We start from the raw sequence: 22192 nt of genomic DNA, 5'->3' as shown, positions 1-22192 counted from the left end.
CGTCGTCCATCCGGATGACCAGCTGTGTTGCACTGTTCTCGAGCCCGCACGTTGCCCGCCAGGTACGCAACAGCAGCTCCGGACGCCCGCAGAACGTGGCTGATGCGGCGCGCCTGAACTCGCGCGCGCACTGCTCGGAAGTGCGAGCCAGCAGGATGTCGTCCCTTGCGCCACGCAGCGGCGGGGAGCTGCAGGGAAACACCTGCAGGCGGTAGAGGTCTTCGCGGAAGCGCCTTCCCACCCCGTCTCGAGCGTGCGGTTGCGGCTGCGACGATGCGCACGCGTCTACCTTGCGCGGGTAAGCCGCGCCCCTGATGGGCGCACTCTCGCCCTCTTTGCGGAAACGGCAGCTTGGCTTGTAGGGCGAGGGCATCCCGCCTGAATTTCTGTCCAGGAATTAGCAAAGCGGTCGGCCAAATGAACAGGCTCCTTCTTGTCCTCCGTGGTGCCAGAACGCCCTTGCGGGTGCCTGGAAACAGCCTGCCTCCAGCAAGTTCTGGCACGCGCAGCGGTGTTCTGCGCGACGAACAGGCGTCGGCACGGTTCGACCAGTGGCGTACCGCGCTTCCGCGACAGCCTGCCGGTGCTGGTCCTTTTCGACGAGCACGGTCACGCGCGTGTCGACCACCTTCGTAGCTGCGCCGAGAGACGCCGGATGGGTGGCCTCCCGATCATGCCCTGAAGGCGCGCTTCCTGACTTCAGTACGTGTCTTAAAGAGCTGTTCGAAAGCCTGGCGCGACAGGATGCGCGCGCGCACCACAACAGGCTGGCCGCTCAAGGATGAGCACAGGCGGTCCAGGGTCCTTCTCCCTGAAGATCCGCTGGCGTCGCGGATTGTCCATACCACACACCGCCCAATGATGTTCGCCCCCGCCACAGCGTGGGACGCTGATGGTGCTGAGATCTGCGCGCCAGCGAGCGACGCTGAAGCGCCTGATAAAACTGTCTGGCGTCCGCTGTGAGACGGCGGCACGCTCCTTCACGATCTTTGAACACGCTGCGCGCGGATGGGGTGCGCGGCGAGAGCGAGACGGCATCACGTACCTGGCTGCCCACGGCGAGCATATCAGGAGTCTTGCTGCGGGATTGACGCCCAGTACCGTCCTTCGGCGAGCGCGATATCGCGTGGCGCGACAGAAACTGAAGATCGACTCGGCCACCGCGTCGATGACGCTCTCCAGGTCCAGCGCGCCGCTGATGCGCTTCTGGGCCTGATAGAGCGCACGCAGCACCTCGCGGTCCAGCGACGCGCGCTCCTCCACCGGGCCCACCTCGGACACCTCGCGCGTCTGCACGAACTCGGTGGCGTCTCCGTCGTCCTCGAGCAGCACACGCACCTGCACAGGGTGCTCGGCTTCTCCCAGCAGCAGCACATCCCCGGAACGCAGGAGCATCTCGCGACCCGGCTGCGCGCCGAGCCCGAACAGCTCGGCCCCACGCTGCAGGCTGGTTCCGTTGGTGCTGTGATGGTCACGGATGACGTAGCCCTCCGCGCAGAACACGACCGACGCGTGCGTGCCAGAGACGTGGTGCGCCGAGAGCGGCAAGTGCGAGTCGGGCGCGCGCCCGATACGCAGCACGTCGACGTCACGCTCCAGCACGAGTCCGGCTTCCTCGCCGGAGATGACCTCGAGGCGCACCATGCGGTGTGATCAGCTCGGCATGCGGGCCCGGAGGCGCGCCTGGATGGGGAGCGCGATGGGCTTGAACTGGTTCCAGATGGCGCGGCCCTCTTCCTGGCTGCGGAGCTCCTCGATCTTGTCGATGCCCGCCTGGCTGCCGTTCGCCGCGATGTGGTCCAGCGCCAGCAGCGCCGCGAAGCGGACGGGGAAGTTCGCGTTGCCGAGCTGGGCAGCGAGGCCCGTCATGCTGGCTTCGTCGTTGTCGGCGGCGAGCAGGCCGATCATGTAGGCGGCCTTCTCCGCCACCTTGGCGTCGGCGTCGCCCAGCTTGCCGACGTAGCAGCTGACGTTGGTGTCGCACTCGGTCGCCAGCGTGAGGTACGGACCGACGTGCTCGTTGTAGCGCGCCGCGTTGTCGCTGTCGGCGGCGATGATGGTGCGCAGCTCGCCGGCCTGCGCGGCGTTGGCCAGCTTGGCCAGGCTCGCGATGGCCGTCTCGCGCAGCACCGGGTGGACCTCCTGGTCACGCGCCGTGGTGAGGAAGAGCGGCAGGTAGCCGGGGTCGAAGGTGTTGGCCATCGTGGCCATCAGCTGCGCGCGCATCTCGACGTCGCGGGCGTTGAGGCTGTTGTACAGCTCGGTGATCACGGTGCGCACCTGCGTGTGCTGCGCATCGCTGAGGTTCAGGCGCGTCAGCGCGATGCAGCCGTTCAGCTTGCGGTCCACCTCGGTGGCGCGCGTCTCGGCCAGCAGCGCGTCGAAGGCCTCCGGGAAGCCGAGCATGCCAAGCGTGGTGGTGGCCTCGGGGCCGACCACCTGCGCACGGTTCAGCGTGAGTCCCGGCTGGCGCGCGACCACGGCGGCGATGAGCGCGTCGGCGGCCGTGTTGGCGGCCTGGTGACCACCGGTGAGCACCTGGAGCATGGGCGCCAGCGAGGGGCGCCCGATGCGCACCAGGGCCTCGGCCGCCACGTCGTTCATGCGCATGCCAGGGTTGTTGGGAGCGAACTGGAAGAGCGCGCCGATCATCGGCTCGACGGCCATGGGGTCACCCAGCTCGCCGAGCTCGCGCGCAGCGAGGCGGTTGATGAGGAAGTTCTGGTTCTCGGACTGGCTCTGCATCACGCGTACGAGGACGGGCGTGGCCGAGTTGTGGTGCAGCGTGCCCAGGGCGCGCACGAACTCGACGCGCATCTGGTTGTCCACCTCGCGCACGCCCGTGATTTGGTCGAAAGCACGGCCGAGCGCCTCGGCGACGGCGGGCTTTTCGCCGTCGGGCACGGTCATGCCGCCGATGGCCTGCGCCGCGCGCACGGCGTGCAGCTCGGTGACGCCGGTGCGCCACTCGAGCGCCTTCTTGAGGGCTGGCAGCGCGCGGGGGTCCTGCACCTCCTTGAGGAGATCGAGGATGGCCTGGCCGTTGGTGCGGTCCTCCGGGAAGTTCAGGTACGTCTCCGTGAGCGCGGGCGTGATGATGTTGGCCACGGCGACGACGGGCTCGGAAGCGCGGTTGCCCTGGTTGTCGGCCAGCACGCCAGAGTAGATGCGCTGGAGGTTGTGGATGGCGTTCTGACGACGCACCGGATCGGCCAGCTCCTCGGCCTGACCCTCCGGGTCGTTCTCGTCGGCGTGGCACGCCAGCAGCGGCGCCGAGAGCGCAGCCATCATCGTCAGCAGCAGAATACGGGTGGGAATCGCGCGCAGCGTCATGCGGACCTCCGGCCCCACGAGCAGTGGGGGACGTGACAAAAGCCCCTTAGAATTCAGGAACTTAGATTGTTCGCCGCGACTATACATGCGCGACCGCGCGCGCGTCAACGACATTTGGCGAACGAAATCAGCGGGTTCTCACGCGCCCGCGGCGGCGTTCAGGGCTGCAGGTCCCAGCGCAGATCGACGCGGCCGCGGGCGCCGGTGAAGCGCAAGATGACGTGGTCCGCGCCCGCTGGAATGGACGGCGTTCCGTCGTCGCGGACGGCAGGAAAGACGAGCCGGAAGGTCTCGCGATAGCTCGTCACGGACGGGAAATAGACGCGGTGCGCGGCCGTGGGGCGACGGATGCGCTCGAGGTCGATGGGCTCGCTCTGGGAACCATCTGGCGCGATGAGCAGGACGCGCCACGCGTTCATGCGTCCCGAGAGGTTGGACTCGCGGAAGTGGTCGCCGGCGAGGGTGACGAAGAAGCGGTGGTGCTCCCCGGCGTCGGCCAGCGTGGCGCGCAGCATCTCGTCGCGGGCGGCTGGTACGAGCGAGTGGTCGTCTGCGTAGCGCACCACGTAGGCCCAACGGAACTCCCAGGACTCGAAGGTCGCGGTCACCCTCAGCACGTCCCGCATTTGGCCCCAGGCAAAGTCCTGCTCGTGGCGCGTCCAACGCTCGTACACGTCGCGGTAGTCGTTCGGCGTGTAATCACGCGGCCCCGTGGCGAGCGACACGGTCGCGGGTCCAGCGCACCCTATGGCCTGCAGCACCAGCGCGAAAGCGATGACCCCGAGGATCCAGCTCGCGCGTCGACGCCGGGGGATGCTCGCGCCGCGGCTCATGACGTGGGAGCTCCGTCGCCCATGAAGTCCGTCCGCGTGTACAGCGACACGTACGGCAGGCCCGCTTCGGAGAGGGCCGCGCCCCCGCCCTCGAGGCGGTCGACGACCGCGACCACTCCCGCCACCTGAAAGCCAGCCTCACGGATCTGGCCCACGGCCCGGAGCGTGGAGCCCCCCGTGGTGACGGTGTCCTCGAGCACGACGAGGCGCGCTCCCGGGGCTAGGTGCGCTGCCCCTTCGAGCAGCTTCTGTGTCCCGTGACCCTTCTGTGCCTTGCGGACATACACGGCGTCGAGCGGGGTGTTGCGCGCGTACGACGTACAGGCCACGGCGCTCGCGAGGGAGCAACCGCCGAGCTCCACGCCCGCCACAGCGTCCAGCCCGGGTGCGAGCGAGGTCGCGGCGTCGAGGAGCGCCGCCCCCACCAACACGTGCCCCTCGGCGCGCAGGACGGTGGGCTTGCAGTCGATGAAGAAGTCGCTGGTCTTGCCGGAGGTCAGGGTGAACGTGCCGCGCCGGAAGCTGTGTTCGCGCAGCATGTCGAGGAGTCGGTCGGTCATGGGTCCTGGTGGTCCAGCGTGGGAAACTAGCGCCGCTCGGCGGCGACCCGCGTCAGGCGCGGCATGGTCAAGGGCGGCCGTACGAACGCCGGACGCGAGGCGGCATGACCCTCGGGCCGCGCCACCTCGAGCGGCGCCACCGTGCGCGCTCGCCGGACGCGAGGGCCGACGACGGCTGCGGCTACGGAGTCGGCGGCTGCAACAGCGGCTGCGGGGTCGGTGGCCGCGCCGAGGAGGCGCGTCGGCGCGGCGGCGGGCGAGGCAGCGAGCGGCGACACCGCCTGGGCGGCGACGCGAGGCGATGTGATCCCGGCCTCGGCACCGATTTGGACGCGCCCCTTCACGCGGGCACCATCGGCCACCTTCACTCGAGGCGCGCGCAGGTCGCCGATCACTTGGGCGCTGCCCTCCACGCGCACGCTCTCCTGACCGACGGCGTTGCCGGCCAGCGCGCCGCGCACGACCACGCTGGAGGCGCGCACTTCGCCGCGCACGGCGCCCCCCTCTTCGATGATGAGCAGACCGTCGACGCGGATGTCGCCGAGCACGCGCCCGAGGATGACCAAGTCACCCTTGCCGCTCAGCTCGCCCTCGACCGTGACCCCACCCGGGATGAGCGAAGGCCGGGTCATGGTGCCTCCAAGAGGCCGGCGGGCAGGTCGACATCCATGTCGATGGTTCCGTCGAGCAGACCGCCGTCGTCCAGCGAGACACGCGCAGCGCGCACGTCCCCAGCGACACGCCCGGTCTCCCCCACGTGGAGCGCACCGCTCACGGCGACGTCCCCGACCACGCGGCCACGCACCGTCAGCGCGCCCACGTCCACGGGCCCGAGAACGTGCCCCCGCTCGAGGACGCGCACATGGCCGCCCACGCTGATGTTGCCCTCGACTCGCCCATCGATGTCCATGTCGGTGTCTCCGCGGATGCTGCCCTTGAGGGTCAGACCTTCACCGATATATGCCTCTAGGGGTCGCTGGGTCACGTTTCTGCACTTTCGAGAGGAGACGGCGGGATATCACCTCTGCACAACGGTGTCAGCCCCTCACGGACAGGGACTGGGGATGTCCTGCCCGTCCGCCAGCCCGCCGAAGTGCCCCGTGTACCCGTCGAAGGTCACGGCGACGCTCAGCGCGTCGCAGGGCAGCGTCGGATCCGGTTCGGCGGGCGGGTCTTGCAGGACGTCCACCATGCCGTTCAGGAGAATCTGTAGTGTGCGGTAGAGCGGCGTCCCGATGCACACGCCGACGTTCGGCCCCTGCGCCACCATGTCGTTGAAGCCCCAGCGGCCGGATACGATCACCTTCGGAGGGGTCGGCTGAGGGTCGATGAACATCTCGTAGACGTTGCCGGCCGCGACCAGGTCGGTGAGCGTGACATCCACGCCCACCGTCGTGCCCACGAGTCGAATGGGGGTGCGGTCCGGCAGCCTCGCGACGAGCACACCATCGGTGACGTAGGCCGTGGTCACGCGCACGTTCGGCGTCGCGACGTCGCCCGCGATGAAGGTGTCGCGTCGCGCCCAGAAGTAGTCGTCCCCGTCCCAGTTGGGCAGCGGGGCAGGCATGGTGCCGCCCGCGTCGACGAACGCCTCGCTGCCGATGACCGTCACGTCCGGGGCGGCACCGCCATCTCCTGGGGTGCCGAACACCGTCTGGGTCACGGTGACCGTCACGCGCGAGTCGTTCTGCTCGCCGTTCCAGTCGTCGATGAGCAGGAGCACGGCGCCGATGCCGCGCTGCTGGGTCATGATCAGGTCGGTGTCGATGCCGTCGGCGCCCAACATGAGCACTGGGAAGAAGCTGTTCCCGAACGTGTTGTCGATGCCCTCCTCACCGTCGACCTGGATGGGGAGCCCCTCTGCCGTCGGGGCGCACTCGGTCCGCAGGTCGTTCTGCGTGGTGCACAGTCCGTCCAGATTGAATCCGATGGTGCGCCAAGGGGCGTCCGCGGCGCTACCGGCATCACCGCTCTGGTCGATCAAGATGTCTCGGAGAATCACGACGTAGGTCTGGTCGCCGGGGCTGTCCGGCTCGGAGACCCGCGACGGGGGGACCCTCCCCGCGCAGCCCGTCTCGCCCTCGACGAGCGAAGGGTCGAACACAGAGCAGGCGCTGGCGCCCAGGCACACCGCTCCCACCAATACCCCCATCACCCCCGATGAGAGGCGAGGTACGTTCCGCCGATACATTCCCGAAGTATAACGAACGTTGGTCAATAACGAACAGGGAATATCAGGGCCGTGGACGCCTTGGCCGCGGCGCGTGAGCGGCACGGCGGGGGATGCGATGGAGGCTCACCCCTGGTAACGTCCCGCGCCCGCCCGCGACCGACTGCGAGCGCGCCGCTCGACGAGCGACCTCCCAGCAGGACCAACGTGGACGACAAGAAGCAGAACAGCCCGCGGCTGAGTGGCCTCGACGACCTGGTGCGCCCCTTTCACGAGGCCGAGACGCCCCGCGCCGCCTTTCGTGTCGGCACGGAGGCAGAGAAGTTCGGTCTGGACCGGTCGCTCGCGCCCATCGGGTTCGACGGGGAGACCGGCGTGCTGCGGGTGCTCGAGGGGCTGGCCAGCGAATTCGGGTGGACCCCGAAGCGTGAGGTCCCGGGCGCTCCAGCCATCGCCCTCACCCGCGGGCACGCATCCATCACGCTCGAGCCCGCTGGGCAGCTCGAGCTGTCGGGCGCTCCGCTGCCGGACATCCACGCGACGCGCGCCGAGATGGACGACCACCTGAGCGAGCTGCAGAAGGTGTCGGAGCCCCTGGGCATCACCTGGCTCGGGGTGGGCTTCCACCCGCTGGCCACACTCGACGCGCTCCCGCGCGTACCGAAGCTGCGCTACCCCATCATGGAGCGCTACCTCCCCACGGTGGGCGCGCGCGGGCTGGACATGATGAAGCGCACCTGCACGGTGCAGGCAAACCTCGACTTTGCTTCGGAGGCGGACGCCATGCGCAAGCTGCGCGTCTCGCTCCGAGCCCAGCCGCTGGTCTCGGCCATGTTCGCGAACAGCCCGTGGTACGAGGGGCGCCATCGCGGTCGGGTGGGCGAGCGCCCGGATGTGTGGCTTCACATGGACCCGGCGCGCACGGGGCTCTTGCCCTTCGCGTGGCGCGAGGGCGCGAGCTACGCGGACTACGTCGAGTGGGCGCTCGACGCGCCGATGTTCTTGATCGTCCGCGACGGTCGCGTGGTGGAGAACACGGGCCAACGCTTCCGGGAGTTCCTGGCCGACGGGTGGGAGGGAACGTACGCCACCGCCGCCGACTGGGAGACCCACCTGAACACACTCTTCCCCGAGGTGCGGCTGAAGCGCACGCTCGAGTGGCGGGGCGCGGACAACCAGCGACGCGACCTGGTGTGCGCCCTCCCCGCCCTTGCCCGCGGACTGCTGTACGACGACGTGGCCCTCGAGCAGGCCGAGGCCCTGGTCTCGCGCTTCACCTACGAGGACGCAGTCGCGGCTCGCGTGGACATCACGGTGCACGGCTTGCGGGCGACCCTCGGCGGCCGCGAGGTGGCGGAGTGGGCCGACGAGCTGCTGTCCATCGCGGAGGGGGGTCTCGACCGCCTCGACGTGCGGGACGCTCACGGGCGTTCGGAGCGCGTGCACCTAGTCCCGGTACGGGCCCTGGTCGACGCCGGCGCCTGCCCAGCCGACTTCCTGCGCAGCGCGCTGCCCGAGGATCAGCCGAACCCGCACGCCGTCGTCGAGCTCACGCGCGTCTGACACGCGCGTCGTCGAGCGAAGGCAGATGGCGACGCGCTGGTGCCGCGGGCGTGAGCGAGCGCGAACCCGTAGCACGTCAGCGCACGGACACACGAGCCCAGGCGCGCTTGCCCGCCTTGATCACGTAGATACCACCGGCCGCGAGCGAGGCCTTCACGTCACTGACCTTGTGCCCGTCCACCTGGACGGCACCCGCGTCGATGAGCCGCCGTCCATCGCTGTTGCTCTTGCACAGGGAGGCGAGCGCCATCGCCTTGGGCAGCCAGAGTCCACCGTCCTCGGCCGCGAGCGTGAACTCCGGCATGTCGTCCGGCACCTCCTTCTGTGAGAACTGGGCCTCCCAGCGCGCCTCGGCCTCGCGGGCGTCGTGAGCGGAGTGAAAGCGCGCGACGATCTCGGCCGCGAAGCGCACCTTGGCCACCTTCGGGTTGAGCGCGCCGCTGTCGCAGTCCGCGCGCAGCCGCGCGATCTCGGCGGTGGGCTGCTCGGACAGCAGCTCGTAGTAGCGCCACATGAGCGGGTCGCTGATGCTCATGAGCTTGCCGAACTGCTCGTCGGGCTTCTCGGCGACGCCGACGTAGTTGTCGAGCGACTTGCTCATCTTGTCGCCCACGATGTGTCCGTCTTCGAAGCGCGCGCTGAGCCCCTCCAGGATGGGCGTGGTCATGACCACCTGCGGGCGCTTGCCGAACTCCTTCATGAGGTCGCGGCCCACCATCAGGTTGAACAGCTGGTCGGTCCCGCCGAGCTCCACGTCGCACGCGAGGTGGACCGAGTCGTAACCCTGCACCAGCGGGTACAGCAGCTCGTGGATGGAGATGCTCTCGTGTTGCTGGTAGCGGCGCTTGAAGTCGTCACGCTCCATCATGCGCGCCAGCGTGTACTTGCCCGCCAGCCGGATGACGTCGTCGAAGCGCATCGGCATCAGCCACTCGCTGTTGAACACCACCCTGGTCTTGTCCGGGTCCAGAATTCGGAAGGCCTGCTCGGCGTAGCTCTTCGCCCCCTCGGCGATGTCCTCCGCGGTGGGCACCTGGCGCGTCTTGCTCTTGCCCGACGGATCCCCGATCTGGGCCGTGAAGTCCCCCACGATGAACACCACCTCGTGCCCGAAGGACTGGAACTGGCGCATCTTGTTCATGAGCACCACGTGCCCCAAGTGCAGGTCGGGGCGCGTAGGATCGAAGCCGGCCTTCACGCGCAGCGGGCGCCCCTCGGCGAGCCGCTTCTCGAGGTCCGCCTCGACGTGCAGGTCGACGACGCCGCGCTTGAGCTCGGTCAGCTGTTCGGACGGGGTGGGCATGTGGCTCTCCGGCATGGCTCCCGAACCTGACCCAGAACGCGCGACCGTCAACCGCCAAACGGGCCCTGGGCGGACGCGCGGGGGCCGCAGGCCCGGCGATCAGTCGTCGTCGTCGTCGTCGCTCGAGTCGTCGCTGGGGGCCGCACTAGCACGTGGCTGGTTCACCAGCTCCTTCAGCTCCTTGCCGACCTTGAAGAATGGGAGGCGCTTGGCCGCCACGTGCACCGGCTTGCCCGTCCGCGGGTTCCGCCCGCTGTACGGTGGATACTCACGCACGCTGAAGCTTCCGAATCCGCGGATCTCGATGCCCTCGCTGCGCTCCATGGCCTGGGTCATCGAGTCGAACACGCAGTTGACCACCTGCTCGGCGCGGCTCTTCGTGATCTTGGTTCGCTGCGCGACAGCGTCGATGAGTTCAGACTTGGTCATCGTGTTGCACCCGGTCGCGTGACTTCGAACTACGCGTAACCATGGCGAGAATAAGAAAGGACGATCACGGGGTCAACCGACTTCCGCGCCCACCAGCCGTCAATGGTTCGTCTCCGCTCGCAGTTCGGCAGCCAGCTCTTCACGGGCTGTCTCGGCCGCGACGCCGTCCGAGTCGCGAGCCCGGAGGAGCAGGCCTCGCTCCGGCAGGTCGCGCATGGCGCGCGCCGCGAGGCTACGGGTGACGGTGTCCTCGCTCTGGATGGCGTTCCAGAGCTGGCCGCGGATGTACGCCCGGCTGGCGCCTCCAGGCCCGCTCCAGCCGTTCCGCATCACATCCAGCACCTTGTTCCAAGCGTAGCTGTAGCTCTCCGACGAGCCCGAGAGGCCCTCACGCAGCTGCGCCGCCGTGCGCAGGCGACGCCAGAGGGCGTTCTGGGCCATGTCCTCGGTCACGAGGCTGAACCAGCCGCGCTCCTCGCTCAGCACCGCGTCCTGCAGGATCTGCGCGAGCTCGCGATTCTCCGCCAATGCCTCCATCAGGGCCGTCACCGCGTCGCGGCCACCCCCGAGCGCGATGGCCATGGCAGCCCCCCGCTCCGTCTCACGGTTGCCGAGCATGCGCACCAACGCTGCATCCGAATCTGGGTTGGCCGCATAGCCCACGGCGAGCGACGCCGCTCGGCGAATCTCGTACGGCACCTGCATGTTGCCGGCCAGGTCGAGCATCCGCGTGTTGAGCCCGGGGCGCGCGCGCTGCCACAGCGCGGCCGCGTAGTTCTTGCGGGACTGCAGCGACAGCGACCCATCCAGGATCTTCGCGAAGATGGGCGCCATCTGCTCGTCCGATGCCACCATCCCGATGTTCGCTGCGGCGATCTCGCGCAGCTCGTAGTCGTCCTGGCCGTCTTCGACGATGACGATCATCTCGTCGACGATGTCTGGGCGGCCGAACGCGCCGAGACCCATCAGGGCGGAGCGACGGGCGTCCAGTACGGCCTGCGTCGCGAGCGAGCGGTCGCTGGGCCCGGTGGTCCCCATGTTCAGGTTGCGCGGGCGCGTAGCGATGCGCCGCAGGCGGTTGAAACCGGGGGTGTAGTCGAGGTCCGCGAGGGCCAGCGCCGCGGCCCCCGCATCCGTCTCCTCCAGCTGCTCCACCAAGAACGCACCGAACGAGCCGTCCCCCGAGCGTCCCATGGCGCGGAGGATGTCGGCGCGACGCGCCGGGCGGTGCTCCAGGAGCTCGCGCAGCGTGCTCGAGATCTCGGGGCTGGCGACGTAGCGCAGCGCCCCGAACGCGTCGTCCGCGCGTCCCTGGCCGGTGCGCGCGACCGCGGCCAGCACGGGCGCTGCGCGTGGGTCCTCGAGCTCGGCGAGCCCGAACGCGGCCTCCGTGCGAATCTCTTCGTCCTCGTTCGACAGGTAACCCGCCAGGTTGTCCGCCACCCGTGGATCGTGAGTGCGGGCCATCATCTTCACCAGCTCCAGCACGACCGCCCGGTCCCGCGCCTCGGCTGCGAGCACTGCCAGCTGTGTGCCGGACGCGCTCTGCCGCAGCGACTCGAGCACTCCGCCTCGCAGATCCGCGTGCGAGTTGAGAACGTTGAACAGCGGGCGGGCGGCGCGCGCGTCCCCCGTGCGGCCCAGGCCTGCCGTGACGGCGCGGATGACCTCGGGCGAGCGCGTGGGCGCTCCCTCGGCGGTGTCGCGTGTGGGCGCGGGGCGCTCCAACTCCGCCGTCAGCATGCGCGTCAGAGGTTCCACCACGTCGGAGCCGCGCCCCTCGGCCAGCGCGTGGGCCGTGAGCACGCGCACGCTCTCGCTCTCGTGGCGGATGAGGGCGTCCGAGCCGAGGCGCTCCGTCCCGAGCACGCCGACCACGACGTCTGGCGCGAAGCCGTCCAGCGTCTGCAGGCGGCCCTGCGTGAACATCTCGAGCACGGCGTCGGCGGCGCGCTCCTCGCGCAACAGCGCGAGCGTCCACACCACCTGGGCGCGGTCACGCTCGTCGGTGTTCGCCAGCTGGTCGTACAGAGGTCCGCGCGCGCTCTCGGCGGCGGGCAAGCCAATCTGCGCCAGCGCGCGGGCGGCGGCGCGACGCACGACGCCCGCGTGCTCCAGCTCGCCGATGATGGCCGGCACCGCCTCCGCGTCTCGGAAGTGACCGAGGTTCGCGAGGATGCGCTCCTTCACGTCTTCGTACGGCGCCTCGGGGAGATACTCCCGGAGCGCCGCCAACATCTGCGCGCGGTCCTCGATGCGGCCAATCTCCTCGAGACGCTCGAAGCGTGACTCGTGATGCTGACGGCTGACGAGCGCCCACGCACCCACGCCGATGATCGCGACGACGAACGCCGCAAAGATCATCCGGCCAGACTTGGTCGTGCGGGTCCCGATCTTCTCGAGCGACTGGTCATCTTCCTGACCGAGCGTCATGCCGCCGCCACCGCCGCCGAGCCCGACGCCCAGCAGTGGATTGAGGGGCGCATCGCTCCCGCCCGGAGGAGCCGCGAGCCCACCGATCCCGAACGGATCTGCGTCGGAGGCCGTCGGCGCAGGAGGGGCCTTGAGCGCCGCGGCTCCGAACGGATCGAGTGAGGCGTCCGCTTCGTCTGCCGCCGGAGGCACGGGCGGCAGACTGTCCAGCATCTCGAGTCCGAGCTCCTCGACGTCGTCGGACTCGGGGAGCGGAGGAGGAGGCGGCGGAATGTCGTTGCTCATGGCGGCGCAACGATACCGGGACCGTTTGGCGACATCAACCGTCACGAAGGCCGCTGTGGGCGGATTGACGGCGAAGCCCCGCGCGATCACTCGAGCGGGGCTTCGTCAGTTCATCAGGTGAGCGCGGCGGCGCTCACAACTCGGTCAGTAGCCGTTGGCGACGGTGACCTCACCGGAGGTGTAGTCCACGAAGAACCACCAGCCGTTGCCCAACGTCGGGTGGGCAGCCAGGCCCGGCGCATTGCCATCGTCGAGGCCGTCCGGTTGGCTCGGGCGGGCCGACGTTCCGTTGCAAGCGGCAGAGTTGACCCCATCGGGCAACACATCGTTGCGCAGGTTCACGGTCACGGCGATCGGGTCGGTGACCATGATGTCGATGTTGGCGTCCGCGAAGGTGAGGAATCCCGCGAGGACACCGTTCTGGATGCCCGTCGCCGGGTTCCCGTTGAACGTACCCGAGAACATCGCGTCCCTGAGCGGGATGACGACATCGGCGCCTTGAAGCGTGAGGGCGAGGTTGAACGTGCGTCCGTTCCCGGATGCAACGCTGTTCGTCGTCATGAAGCAGCCGCTGGCGCCCGCCACGCTGTCGTTGACCACCGAGAAGCGGTCCGTCGGACCCACCCACTGCTGTGGATCGACGAACGCGCGGTGCGGCACGTTGCAGTTGCCCGTCCGCCGGACGACGTAGTCGAACGCCAGAGACGTGCCCATCGCGTTCGTGCAGTTGGTCTGCGACGTGCAGTTGCTCTGGACCGCATTGACCACACCGGTCGCGTTGTTGACCTGGCTCAGGTTGTCGAAGTCGAAGACGTAGCTGAAGTCCAGGAACGAGTCGGCGTCGTCCCCGTCCGTGTCCAAGAGCTCTTGGAAGGTCGGGTTCAGCGCCGGGATGACGACATCGCCGAGGAGGAACACGTTGTTGACCTCGGGATCGTTCGTGATGTCACCGCACAGGTTGACCGTGACGATGAGCGACACGCGCTTGTCGAGGTGGAGGTGCGGATCCTCGATGCGCGCCGTGTTCAGGCGGTACACGCGCTGGTTCGACGTCTGGCACACCCCGCCGGAGCACGTGCCTCCGGTGCAGGGCGTGCCGTTCATCACGGGGGTGGACCCGCAACCCGTCGGCGGGTTGGTCGCGGTCGTACAGAAGTCCGCGGTGCACTCGTTGGAGTCGTTGCACATCCCGTTGTTGGGTGTGAACACGCAGCCCGTCATGGCGCTGCACGAGTCCGTGGTACAGGACGCGTTGTCGTTGCACATCCCGTTGTTGGGCGTGAACACACATCCCGTCGCCGGCGCGCAGGTGTCGACCGTGCAGCTGATGCCGTCGTTGCACGTCAACGCCGTTCCCGCCACGCACTGACCAGTCATGAGGTTGCAGGTCTCCGCGCCGTTGCACATGTTTGCGTCGTCGCACTGACCATTGCTCGTGCACTGCACGGAGCAGCTGCCCGCCTGACACAGCCCGTTGTTGCCCATGCCGTTCTGGCATGGCGTCCCGTTCACGACGTTGTTCGACGTACAGCCTCCCATCTGGCTGCAGCTGTCCGCCGTGCACGGGTTCATGTCGTTGCATGCGCCGTTGTTCGGCGTGTTGGTGCAGCCCGTCGCGGTGCACACGTCGGTGGTGCAGGACACCATGTCGTTGCACGCCGAGTTCACCGTCGTGAACACGCACCCCGTGGCCGGGCTGCAGGAGTCGGTGGTACAGGCGACACCGTCGTTGCAGACCAGCGGTGTGCCGGCCACGCACTGACCGTTCATGAGGTTGCACGTCTCCGTGCCTGTGCACATGTCGTTGTCGTTGCACTGCGCGTTGGTCGTGCACTGCACGGTGCAGGTGCCCGCCTGACAGAGACCGTTGTTGCCCATGCCGTTCTGACAGGGCGTGTTGTTGGCGACGTTCGTCGCTTGGCAGCCCGTCGCGGTGCACATGTCGGCGGTGCACGGGTTCATGTCGTTGCACGACCCGTTCACCGGCGTGTTGGTGCAGCCCGCCAGCGTGCAGGTGTCAGTCGTACAGGCGACGTTGTCGTTGCAAGCGGAGTTGACCGTCACGTTCTGACACTGGCCCGTCCCGAGGTTGCAGCTGTCCGTGGTGCAAGCGACGTTGTCGTTGCACTGCGCGTTGGTGGTGCAGCCGATCACGCAGGTGCCCGACTGACACTGACCCGACCCGGCTCCCGTCATGCAGGGGGTGGTGTTCGCCACGTTCGTCTGGGAGCAGCCACCTGCGCCACAGGTCCCCGCCGTGCACGGGTTGCTGTCGTCGCAGTTCGCGTCGCTCGCGACGTTCGAGCAGCCCGTGGCAGGCGCGCACGAGTCGTTCGTGCACGCCACGTTGTCGTCGCAGTCGAGCGCCGTACCGGGCACGCAGACGCCGATGCTGGTGTTGCAGGTCTCGACGCCGTTGCACGCGTCCGAGTCGTCGCACTGGCCGTTGGTCGTGCAGCCCACGGTGCATGTGCCTGCTTGGCACAACCCGTTGTTGCCCGCGCCATTCATGCACGGCGTGCCGTTCATGACGTTGGCCGACTGACAGCCCCCGGACTGGTCGCAGGTATTGACCGTGCAGGGGTTCGAGTCGTCACAGCTCGCGGAGCTCGGCATGTTCACGCAACCGGTCGCCAGCGAGCATGAGTCGTTCGTGCATCCGACGCTGTCGTCGCACGCCGAGTTCACCGCGACGTGTCCGCAGCCCGCGGTCGCGTCGCAGGAGTCCGTGGTGCACGCGAAGCCATCGTCGCAGTCGAGCGGGGACCCGCTGACACACACGCCCTGCGAGAGGTCGCAGGTCTCGCTGCCGTTGCAGACATCGCTGTCGTCGCACTCCGAGTTCATGGTGCAGCCGACCTCGCACACGCCGCTCTGGCACAGGCCGTTGTTGCCGGCGCCGTTGGTACAGGTCGAACCGTCCACCACGTTGGTGCTCCCGCAGCCGCCCGTCGCGTCACAGGAGTCGGCCGTGCACGGGTTGCTGTCGTCGCAGCTGGCCTGGTTGGGCGTGAACACACAGGCCGTTCCGTCGCAGGAGTTGGCCGTGCAGGCGACGCCGTCGTCACAGCGCGCGTCCAGCGGCTGGAACTGGCAGTCCATCGTCGCATCGCACACGTCCAGCGTGCAGGGCACGTTGTCGTTGCACGCCGTGTCGACCGGCATCGACGTGCAGCCGACGCCGGGCTGGCAGACGTCGGTGGTGCAGCCGACCCCATCGTCGCACTGCGTGTTGTCCGCCAAGTTGCTGCAGACCCCGTTCGAGGTATTGCACGTGTCCGTCGTGCAGGAGACGCCGTCGGAGCAGTCGCTGTCCTGCGTGCAACCCGTGCTGCACTCCCCCCCGTTGCACATGCCCGCGCTGCCAGCTCCGTCCGTGCAGGACGTACCGTCCGTCGCTGTAGTGGCGGAGCAGCCGCCCAGCGTACAGACGTCCACCGTACACTCGTTGCCATCTTCGCACGCCGCATCGTCGAGCACCTGAGCGCCACAGATGCCGGTCGACACGTCGCACGTGCTCGTGGTGCAGCTGAATTCGTCCGCGCAGTCTTGATCAGCCACGCACCCACTCGAGCACACACCCGCCGTGCAGGTGCCGCTCGCGCCGCCAGCGTCCGTGCACGCGGTGCCATCAGCCAGGTTGGAGTTGTCGCAGCCGGTGGCCGTGCAGCTCGACGCATGGCACGAGTTGCCATCGTCGCACTGCGTGTCGCGACCCGCGTGGGCACACATCCGGTTCCCTCGGCGGTCTTCTTCGCATGTGTCCTCGGTGCAGGGCACACCGTCGTCACAGTCGGACTCGGTGTCGCACGAGATCATGAGGCCCATGTCGCCCATGCCCTCGCCCATGTCCACGTCGGGGCCGAGATCCACCTCGACGTGGGGGCCATCGCCGCATCCGCTGATACCAATGACGGCCGCCAATATGGCTACCGGACCAAGATGCTTGAGTCTAGACATCGCTCCACACCCTTCATGTGCGTCGTTCCACTTGTTTCGACGCCCGACAGCGTCGCCCAAGCCACGTAGACATGAGGTGTGGAGAAATTATACAGCCGGAAAACGATTAAATGACACGACGTGCCGAAATCGTGAATCCAAAACGGATTATTCTCCTATCGGTGTGTCAGGAGCCCACCTTCGCGAGCGCCTGGGCCAGATCGGCGATCAGATCGTCCGCCTCCTCGATGCCGACGGCATAGCGCACGAGGCTGTCTCGAATCCCGATGGCCTCGCGCTGCTCCGTGCTCAGCTCGAAGTAGCTCATCAGCGCCGGCTGCTCGATGAGGCTCTCGACGCCGCCCAGGCTGGGTGCGATACGGGGGATGGCGCAGGCATCGATGAAAGCGCTGGTCCCAGCGAGGTCGGAGTGGAGGTCGAACGTCACCACGCCTCCGAAGCCCGTCATGAAGCGCGACGCGACCTCGTGGTTCTTGTGCGATGCGAGCCCGGCGTACCACACCTGCTTGACCTGCGGCTGCTGCTCGAGCCAGCGGGCGACGGCCAGCGCGCTCGCGTTCTGCTGGGCCACACGCAGGGCCAGCGTCTTCATGCCGCGGTGGATGAGGTACGCCGCGTGGGGGTCCAGGTTGGCGCCGAAGACATGACGCTGGTCGCGCACGAGCGACACCAGGGCCTCGCTGCCCGCCACGACGCCGCCGAGTACGTCGTTGTGTCCCGCGAGGTACTTGGTGGCCGAGTGCACCACCAGATCGATCCCGTGTTCGCACGGGCGCAGGTTGATCGGCGTCGCGAACGTCGAGTCGATCATCGAGTAGATCTTCTGACGCTCCTTGCGCCGTGCCCGCACGAGGTCTGCGATGACCGCCAGGTCGGGGACGGTCTGGTACGGGTTTGTCGGGGCCTCGGAGATGACCAGGCGCGTCTCCGGGCGGATGGCGTCGGCGAGCGCCTTCACGTCCGCTGGCGGGACGAGCGTGCACGTGACGCCGAACTTACTCAGGAAGGTGGTGACGAACTGGCGCGTCCGCCTGTAGCAGTCCGCGAACAGGATGACGTGTGAACCATGCTCCACCAGCGACAGGATCGTGAGCGTCACGGCGGCCATGCCGCTCGCGAACGCGGCGGCGTCCTCGACGCCCTCGAGCGCCGCCACCTTCTTCTCCACGAGCGCGACGGTCGGGTTGCCGTAGCGCCCGTACTCCATGCGCTCGATGCGCCCTTCGAAGTAGTGGATGAGCTCCTCCGTGTTGGCGAAGGAGTAGGTGGCGGTCTGCGCGATGGGCGCGGCGAGCGCGTCATACGGGTAGGAGCGCGGCTCGCCGCCATGTACTGCGGTGGTGAGTGCGGAGCGCTTGGTCGACTCGGACATGATCGAGCGAGCCTAGCAGCGCGCCTCGGTGGAGGCACGTAGGCGCGTCCGCACACCACACGCGCGCACGAGCCCGAGCCGACGCGAAGAAGGCCCGGGGTCCGCACCCCGAGCCTTCCTCATCTGGAGCGGCGCCACCCAGCGCAGCTCATCGCGTCGGAGCTGTCAGTGTCCGCGTTCGCGGTCCACGCCGGGGTGCGTCGCGTCGCCCGGCTCGTGGCGCGGGTTGGCCGTGAGGTAGCTCCCGTCGCGCCCGGGGAGCGACAGCAGCGTCTCCTTGTCGTAGAGGAAGTGCTCGCGCGAGGTGCTGGGCGGCATGTGGGCGCCGGTGTCCATGCGGATGGCGTCGCACGGGCACGCCTCGACGCAGTACCCGCAGAAGATGCAGCGCAGCTCGTCGATCACGAACGTGACGGGGTAGCGCTCGTACCCGTGGCGCGGGTCCTCCTCGTCGTACTCGCCGGCCTCGATGTGGATGCACTGCGCGGGACACGCCGTGCTGCAGCACAGGCAGGCCACGCAGCGCGGAGACCCGTCGGCCCGCTGCGTCAGGCGGTGGATGCCGCGGAAGCGCTCGGGGTAGGCCTCGGTCTCCTCCGGGTACATGAGGGTGACGATCTCGCCCTCTTCCCGGCTGCTGAACGTGTTCTTGAAGAAGCGCCCCATGGTGAGGCGCAGACCCGACGCGATAGCGGGCACATAGGCCTGTTCGGCGACGGTGCGGGCGGGCTTGGTGATGACCTTGACGGTGGCAGCCATGAGAACTCCAGAGTCAGGACGCGGCCGGCTGGGCGGTGCCAACCGTGCGCGGGTCGCGCTTGAACGCAGGGAGGAAGAAGAAGACCAGGCTGCCGACGGTGACGGCGGTGCCGCTCCACACGGCCACCCTGAGCGCGCCCTCGCCGAGCAGCACGACCACACCCGTGAACAGGATGTTGCCCAGCGCGGCGGGGAGCAGGCCCTTCCAGCACAGCTGCATCATCTGGTCGTAGCGGAAGCGGGGCAGCGACCAACGCGTGAGCAGCTGGAACCAGATGAGCGCGACGATCTTGCCGAGGAAGCCTGCGACGCCGATGGCGAGCACGCCCCAGTGCGCGAGCGCGATGCCCGTGGCGTCGATGCCGGGTGCGGCCGCGTTGTACGGGACGCCCATGATGAACGACGCCAGCTGCGCGTCCCACACGCCCGGGAGGTCGATTCCGTCGCGGTACACGAAGGGCAGGTCCCAGCCGCCGAAGAAGATGACCGCGGCGACGGCCGCCAAGCCCACCACCTCGATGAACTCGCTCATGAAGAACATGCCGAACTTCATGCCGGAGTACTCGGTGAGGTAGCCCCCCACCAGCTCGGACTCACCCTCGGGGAGGTCGAACGGGATGCGCTTGGTCTCGGCGATGGCTGCCGTGAAGAAGAGCACGAAGGCGATGGTGATGGGGAGCACGCACACGCCCCACACGCCGTTGTCGTGCTGCCAGGTCGCCATGGCCTCGAGCCGCAGCGAGTCGTAGATCATGAAGCACGGCACGATGGTGAGGCCGAGGGCGACCTCGTAGCTGACCATCTGGCTCGCCGCGCGGATGCCGCCGATGAGCGAGTACTTGTTGTCCGAGGCGTAGCCGCCGATGGCCGCGCCGATGATGCCCGTGCCCGCGATGGCGAACAGGAAGAGCACGCCGACGTTCAGGTTGGCCACCTGCATGGGGATGGCGGTGGCGTCCGCGACCACACCGTTGCGCGGAACGACCGCGTCCCAGTGCTCGAGGTAGAGCACGTCGGTGAAGGGGATGACCGCGAACACCGCGATGGCCGGCATGAGCGTGACGATGGGCGCCAGGGAGTGCAGCAGCTTGTCGGCCTTGGGCGGGACGAAGTCCTCCTTGAAGATGAACTTCAGGGCGTCTGCGAGTGGGTGCAGCAGACCCGCGAGCGAGATGTTGCCGCCGTTGTCGGCCAGCATCTGGTGAATCTTGGCGCCGACGTCGAGCAGGCCACCGAGCGCCAAGAGGCCGACACCCATCGCCGCCAACTCCGCAGGGGACGCCGGCAGCATCGCCGGTTGATCACTGGCCCACATGTACGCGAGCAGGAGCAGGGTCAGCGCGCCCAGCCCCCCCGCCCCCAGCGCCCCGAGCCGCATGGGCGCGACGGAGGCGCGGAACGCATCTGCCGCGCCGGACGGGAGCCGGATGCCTGCGCGGTGCGGGCCGATGCGGTCTTGCATCATGGCGCTCTGGCGGCGCTCGGCCCACACCAGCATGGGCGCGAAGGCCCCCACGGTGACCAGCAGGATGAAGAGGATCTTCAGCGCCGTGGTGATCAGCAGGAGTCCGGTGGTCATGCGCGTGCCTCCGCGCCGCTGGCGGCGACGCTCTCCGCGGCCGTCTTGGCCAGCTTGCTACGGATGTCTTGCAGCCCGCCGAGCGCCAGGTCGTGACCCATGGCGCGCGCCAGGTCGGCGACCGTCTTCCAGCCCGGCTCGATGCCCGCCTGTGCGGTGACGGCGCGGCGGAAGGCCTGGCTCATGCCCTTCGCGTTCACGAAGGTGCCGTGCGTCTCGAACACGCTGGCGACGGGCAGCACCACGCTCGCCGTCGCGGGCAACGCGCCCACGTGGCTGGTGAGGCTGACGACGGCGTCCAGCTTGGTCAGGGCCTCGAGCTCGGCCAGGTTCTCGAGGCTGGCCGCGCCGAGCGCGATGACCGCCTCGACCTCGCCGCCCAGGATGTCCTGCAAGAGATCCTCGGTGGTCTCGTCGAGAGCGCCGCCCGCCGCGAGCCGCGCGCCCGCCGTGTTGGGGTTGGGGTCGGCGCTGCGCAAGATGGCGTCCGCCACCCAGCCCTCGCGCTCGGCGTCCAGGCCGGCAAGGTAGAGCTTGGTGGTGCCCAGCTTCTTGGCCAGCTGCGCCAGCGCGTAGTTGTCCTCGTTGCTGTGCTGGGCGCTGAGGACCACGCCGATCTTGTTCGACGTGACGGCGCCGAGCTGCTGCGCCGCGCGCGCGACGGGTTCATCGCCGAACGCGGGCACCCGCGCCTCGCCACGACCAATGGTGGCGGCCAGCACGCGATCCTCGCTCTGGCGGCGGTACGTCATCATGCCGTCGTCGCACATCCAGAACTTGTTCACGTCCATGTTGTCGCGCGGGCGCAGGCGGTAGACCTTGCCGTAGCGCGGGTCGAAGTCCACGTGCGTGTTGCAGCCCGTGGCGCAGCCCGAGCACACGCCCTCCTGGCTCTTGAGGAACCAGACGCGCGCCTTGAAGCGGAAGTCCTTGCTGGTGAGCGCGCCGACCGGGCAGACGTGCTCGGTCATGAGCGTGTAGCGGTGGTCGAGCTCGCGCCCCTGGGCCACCGTGATCTCGTTGCGGTTGCCGCGCTCGCGCATGTCGAGCACCGGGTCGCCCGCCAGTTCGTCACACACGCGGATGCAGCGGGTGCACATGATGCAGCGCTCGGCGTCGTACACGATGGTGGGTCCGAAGCGCACGCCCTTGGGCTTGTGCACGGGCTCGGTGAGCTTGCGCTTCGCCGTGCTCTGGTGCTCGTAGTAGTAGTCCTGCAGCTTGCACTCACCCGCTTGGTCGCAGATGGGGCAGTCCACCGGGTGGTTGAGCAGCAGCAGCTCCTGGACGGCGCTCTGGGCCTGCTTGACCTCCGCGCTCTCGCTGCTGATGACCATGCCCTCGGCCGCCGTCTGCTGGCACGCGGGCGTCAGCTTGGGCTTGGTGTCGGGGACATAGGCCTTCTTCTTCTCGTCCCACTTGACGATGGGCATCGCCATCTGACGGCCGCTCTCGATGTGCACCAGGCACATGCGGCAGTTGGCGGCGATGCTGAGCCCCGGGTGCCAGCAGTAGTGCGGGATCTCGATGCCGGCGCGCCACGCGGCCTGCATGATCGTCTCGCCCGCTTCGAAGGGGACTTCTTTCCCGTTCAGGGTAAACGTCGACATAGT

Annotated in this window: 16 protein-coding genes; 1 reads left to right on the top strand and 15 read right to left on the bottom strand. The window is 68.4% G+C overall.

The features are described from left to right. Positions 1-711: 711 nt before the first annotated feature. The 7 genes from H6726_27485 to H6726_27455 form a co-directional block, all read right to left on the bottom strand. A complete protein-coding gene (locus H6726_27485) occupies positions 712-1644 on the bottom strand; it encodes an FHA domain-containing protein (protein ID MCB9661420.1) in 933 nt (310 codons plus the stop codon). Positions 1645-1653: 9 nt separating this feature from the next. After that, complete coding sequence (locus tag H6726_27480) at positions 1654-3333, bottom strand: hypothetical protein (GenBank protein ID MCB9661419.1); 1680 nt, start codon at positions 3331-3333, stop codon at positions 1654-1656. 158 nt (positions 3334-3491) lie between these two features. Further along, complete coding sequence (locus tag H6726_27475) at positions 3492-4166, bottom strand: hypothetical protein (protein ID MCB9661418.1); 675 nt, start codon at positions 4164-4166, stop codon at positions 3492-3494. Further along, complete coding sequence (gene pyrE, locus H6726_27470; protein ID MCB9661417.1) at positions 4163-4726, bottom strand: orotate phosphoribosyltransferase; 564 nt, start codon at positions 4724-4726, stop codon at positions 4163-4165. The genes H6726_27475 and pyrE overlap by 4 nt, the downstream gene beginning before the upstream one ends. Before the next feature lie 26 nt (positions 4727-4752). After that, the gene (locus H6726_27465) at positions 4753-5358 is read right to left on the bottom strand and encodes a polymer-forming cytoskeletal protein (protein MCB9661416.1); all 606 of its coding nucleotides are present in this window, start codon (positions 5356-5358) and stop codon (positions 4753-4755) included. After that, the gene (locus tag H6726_27460; GenBank protein MCB9661415.1) at positions 5355-5711 is read right to left on the bottom strand and encodes a polymer-forming cytoskeletal protein; all 357 of its coding nucleotides are present in this window, start codon (positions 5709-5711) and stop codon (positions 5355-5357) included. The genes H6726_27465 and H6726_27460 overlap by 4 nt, the downstream gene beginning before the upstream one ends. A 60-nt stretch (positions 5712-5771) precedes the next feature. Further along, positions 5772-6878, bottom strand: a complete 1107-nt coding sequence (locus H6726_27455) for a hypothetical protein (protein MCB9661414.1) — start codon at positions 6876-6878, stop codon at positions 5772-5774. Between the two features lie 225 nt (positions 6879-7103). Here H6726_27455 and H6726_27450 point away from each other — a divergent pair, with 225 nt between their 5' ends. Then, positions 7104-8459: a glutamate--cysteine ligase gene (locus tag H6726_27450; protein ID MCB9661413.1), complete on the top strand. Its 1356-nt coding sequence runs from the start codon at positions 7104-7106 to the stop codon at positions 8457-8459. A gap of 76 nt (positions 8460-8535) precedes the next feature. On the opposite strand, the gene H6726_27445 is transcribed toward H6726_27450, so the two are convergent. The 8 genes from H6726_27445 to H6726_27410 form a co-directional block, all read right to left on the bottom strand. Then, positions 8536-9777: a tyrosine--tRNA ligase gene (locus H6726_27445; protein MCB9661412.1), complete on the bottom strand. Its 1242-nt coding sequence runs from the start codon at positions 9775-9777 to the stop codon at positions 8536-8538. Positions 9778-9861: 84 nt separating this feature from the next. Then, a complete protein-coding gene (locus tag H6726_27440) occupies positions 9862-10191 on the bottom strand; it encodes an integration host factor subunit beta (protein ID MCB9661411.1) in 330 nt (109 codons plus the stop codon). Between the two features lie 99 nt (positions 10192-10290). Then, positions 10291-12909 carry a HEAT repeat domain-containing protein gene (locus tag H6726_27435; protein ID MCB9661410.1) on the bottom strand — a complete coding sequence of 873 codons (2619 nt, stop codon included), beginning with the start codon at positions 12907-12909 and terminating at the stop codon, positions 10291-10293. Positions 12910-13053: 144 nt separating this feature from the next. Further along, positions 13054-16869 carry a hypothetical protein gene (locus tag H6726_27430; protein MCB9661409.1) on the bottom strand — a complete coding sequence of 1272 codons (3816 nt, stop codon included), beginning with the start codon at positions 16867-16869 and terminating at the stop codon, positions 13054-13056. A 166-nt stretch (positions 16870-17035) separates the two neighbouring features. After that, positions 17036-18241 carry an aminotransferase class I/II-fold pyridoxal phosphate-dependent enzyme gene (locus H6726_27425; GenBank protein ID MCB9661408.1) on the bottom strand — a complete coding sequence of 402 codons (1206 nt, stop codon included), beginning with the start codon at positions 18239-18241 and terminating at the stop codon, positions 17036-17038. Between the two features lie 165 nt (positions 18242-18406). Continuing rightward, positions 18407-19000, bottom strand: coding sequence for an NADH-quinone oxidoreductase subunit I (locus H6726_27420; protein ID MCB9661407.1), 594 nt, complete (start codon positions 18998-19000; stop codon positions 18407-18409). Positions 19001-19013: 13 nt separating this feature from the next. Next, on the bottom strand, positions 19014-20579 hold the full coding sequence (locus H6726_27415) for an NADH-quinone oxidoreductase subunit H (GenBank protein MCB9661406.1): 1566 nt from the start codon (positions 20577-20579) through the stop codon (positions 19014-19016). Next, positions 20576-22189 carry a (2Fe-2S)-binding protein gene (locus H6726_27410; GenBank protein ID MCB9661405.1) on the bottom strand — a complete coding sequence of 538 codons (1614 nt, stop codon included), beginning with the start codon at positions 22187-22189 and terminating at the stop codon, positions 20576-20578. The genes H6726_27415 and H6726_27410 overlap by 4 nt, the downstream gene beginning before the upstream one ends. Positions 22190-22192 lie beyond the last annotated feature (3 nt).

This window comes from Sandaracinaceae bacterium (genome assembly GCA_020633055.1).
GTDB lineage: Bacteria > Myxococcota_A > Polyangia > Polyangiales > Houyiibacteriaceae > JADJJE01.
The sequence above is the reverse complement of the archived record's forward strand: the minus strand, read 5'-3'. Positions and strand labels throughout refer to the sequence as shown.

Excerpts from the sequence above, each read along its gene's own strand:
- H6726_27425 (MCB9661408.1), bottom strand. The coding sequence starts at position 18,241 with ATGTCCGAGTCGACCAAGCGCTCCGCACTCACCACCGCAGTACATGGC.
- H6726_27430 (MCB9661409.1), bottom strand. The coding sequence starts at position 16,869 with ATGTCTAGACTCAAGCATCTTGGTCCGGTAGCCATATTGGCGGCCGTC.
- H6726_27410 (MCB9661405.1), bottom strand. The coding sequence starts at position 22,189 with ATGTCGACGTTTACCCTGAACGGGAAAGAAGTCCCCTTCGAAGCGGGC.
- H6726_27435 (MCB9661410.1), bottom strand. The coding sequence starts at position 12,909 with ATGAGCAACGACATTCCGCCGCCTCCTCCTCCGCTCCCCGAGTCCGAC.
- H6726_27445 (MCB9661412.1), bottom strand. The coding sequence starts at position 9,777 with ATGCCGGAGAGCCACATGCCCACCCCGTCCGAACAGCTGACCGAGCTC.
- H6726_27455 (MCB9661414.1), bottom strand. The coding sequence starts at position 6,878 with ATGGGGGTATTGGTGGGAGCGGTGTGCCTGGGCGCCAGCGCCTGCTCT.
- H6726_27485 (MCB9661420.1), bottom strand. The coding sequence starts at position 1,644 with ATGGTGCGCCTCGAGGTCATCTCCGGCGAGGAAGCCGGACTCGTGCTG.
- H6726_27480 (MCB9661419.1), bottom strand. The coding sequence starts at position 3,333 with ATGACGCTGCGCGCGATTCCCACCCGTATTCTGCTGCTGACGATGATG.
- H6726_27440 (MCB9661411.1), bottom strand. The coding sequence starts at position 10,191 with ATGACCAAGTCTGAACTCATCGACGCTGTCGCGCAGCGAACCAAGATC.
- H6726_27465 (MCB9661416.1), bottom strand. The coding sequence starts at position 5,358 with ATGACCCGGCCTTCGCTCATCCCGGGTGGGGTCACGGTCGAGGGCGAG.
- H6726_27420 (MCB9661407.1), bottom strand. The coding sequence starts at position 19,000 with ATGGCTGCCACCGTCAAGGTCATCACCAAGCCCGCCCGCACCGTCGCC.
- pyrE (MCB9661417.1), bottom strand. The coding sequence starts at position 4,726 with ATGACCGACCGACTCCTCGACATGCTGCGCGAACACAGCTTCCGGCGC.
- H6726_27475 (MCB9661418.1), bottom strand. The coding sequence starts at position 4,166 with ATGAGCCGCGGCGCGAGCATCCCCCGGCGTCGACGCGCGAGCTGGATC.
- H6726_27415 (MCB9661406.1), bottom strand. The coding sequence starts at position 20,579 with ATGACCACCGGACTCCTGCTGATCACCACGGCGCTGAAGATCCTCTTC.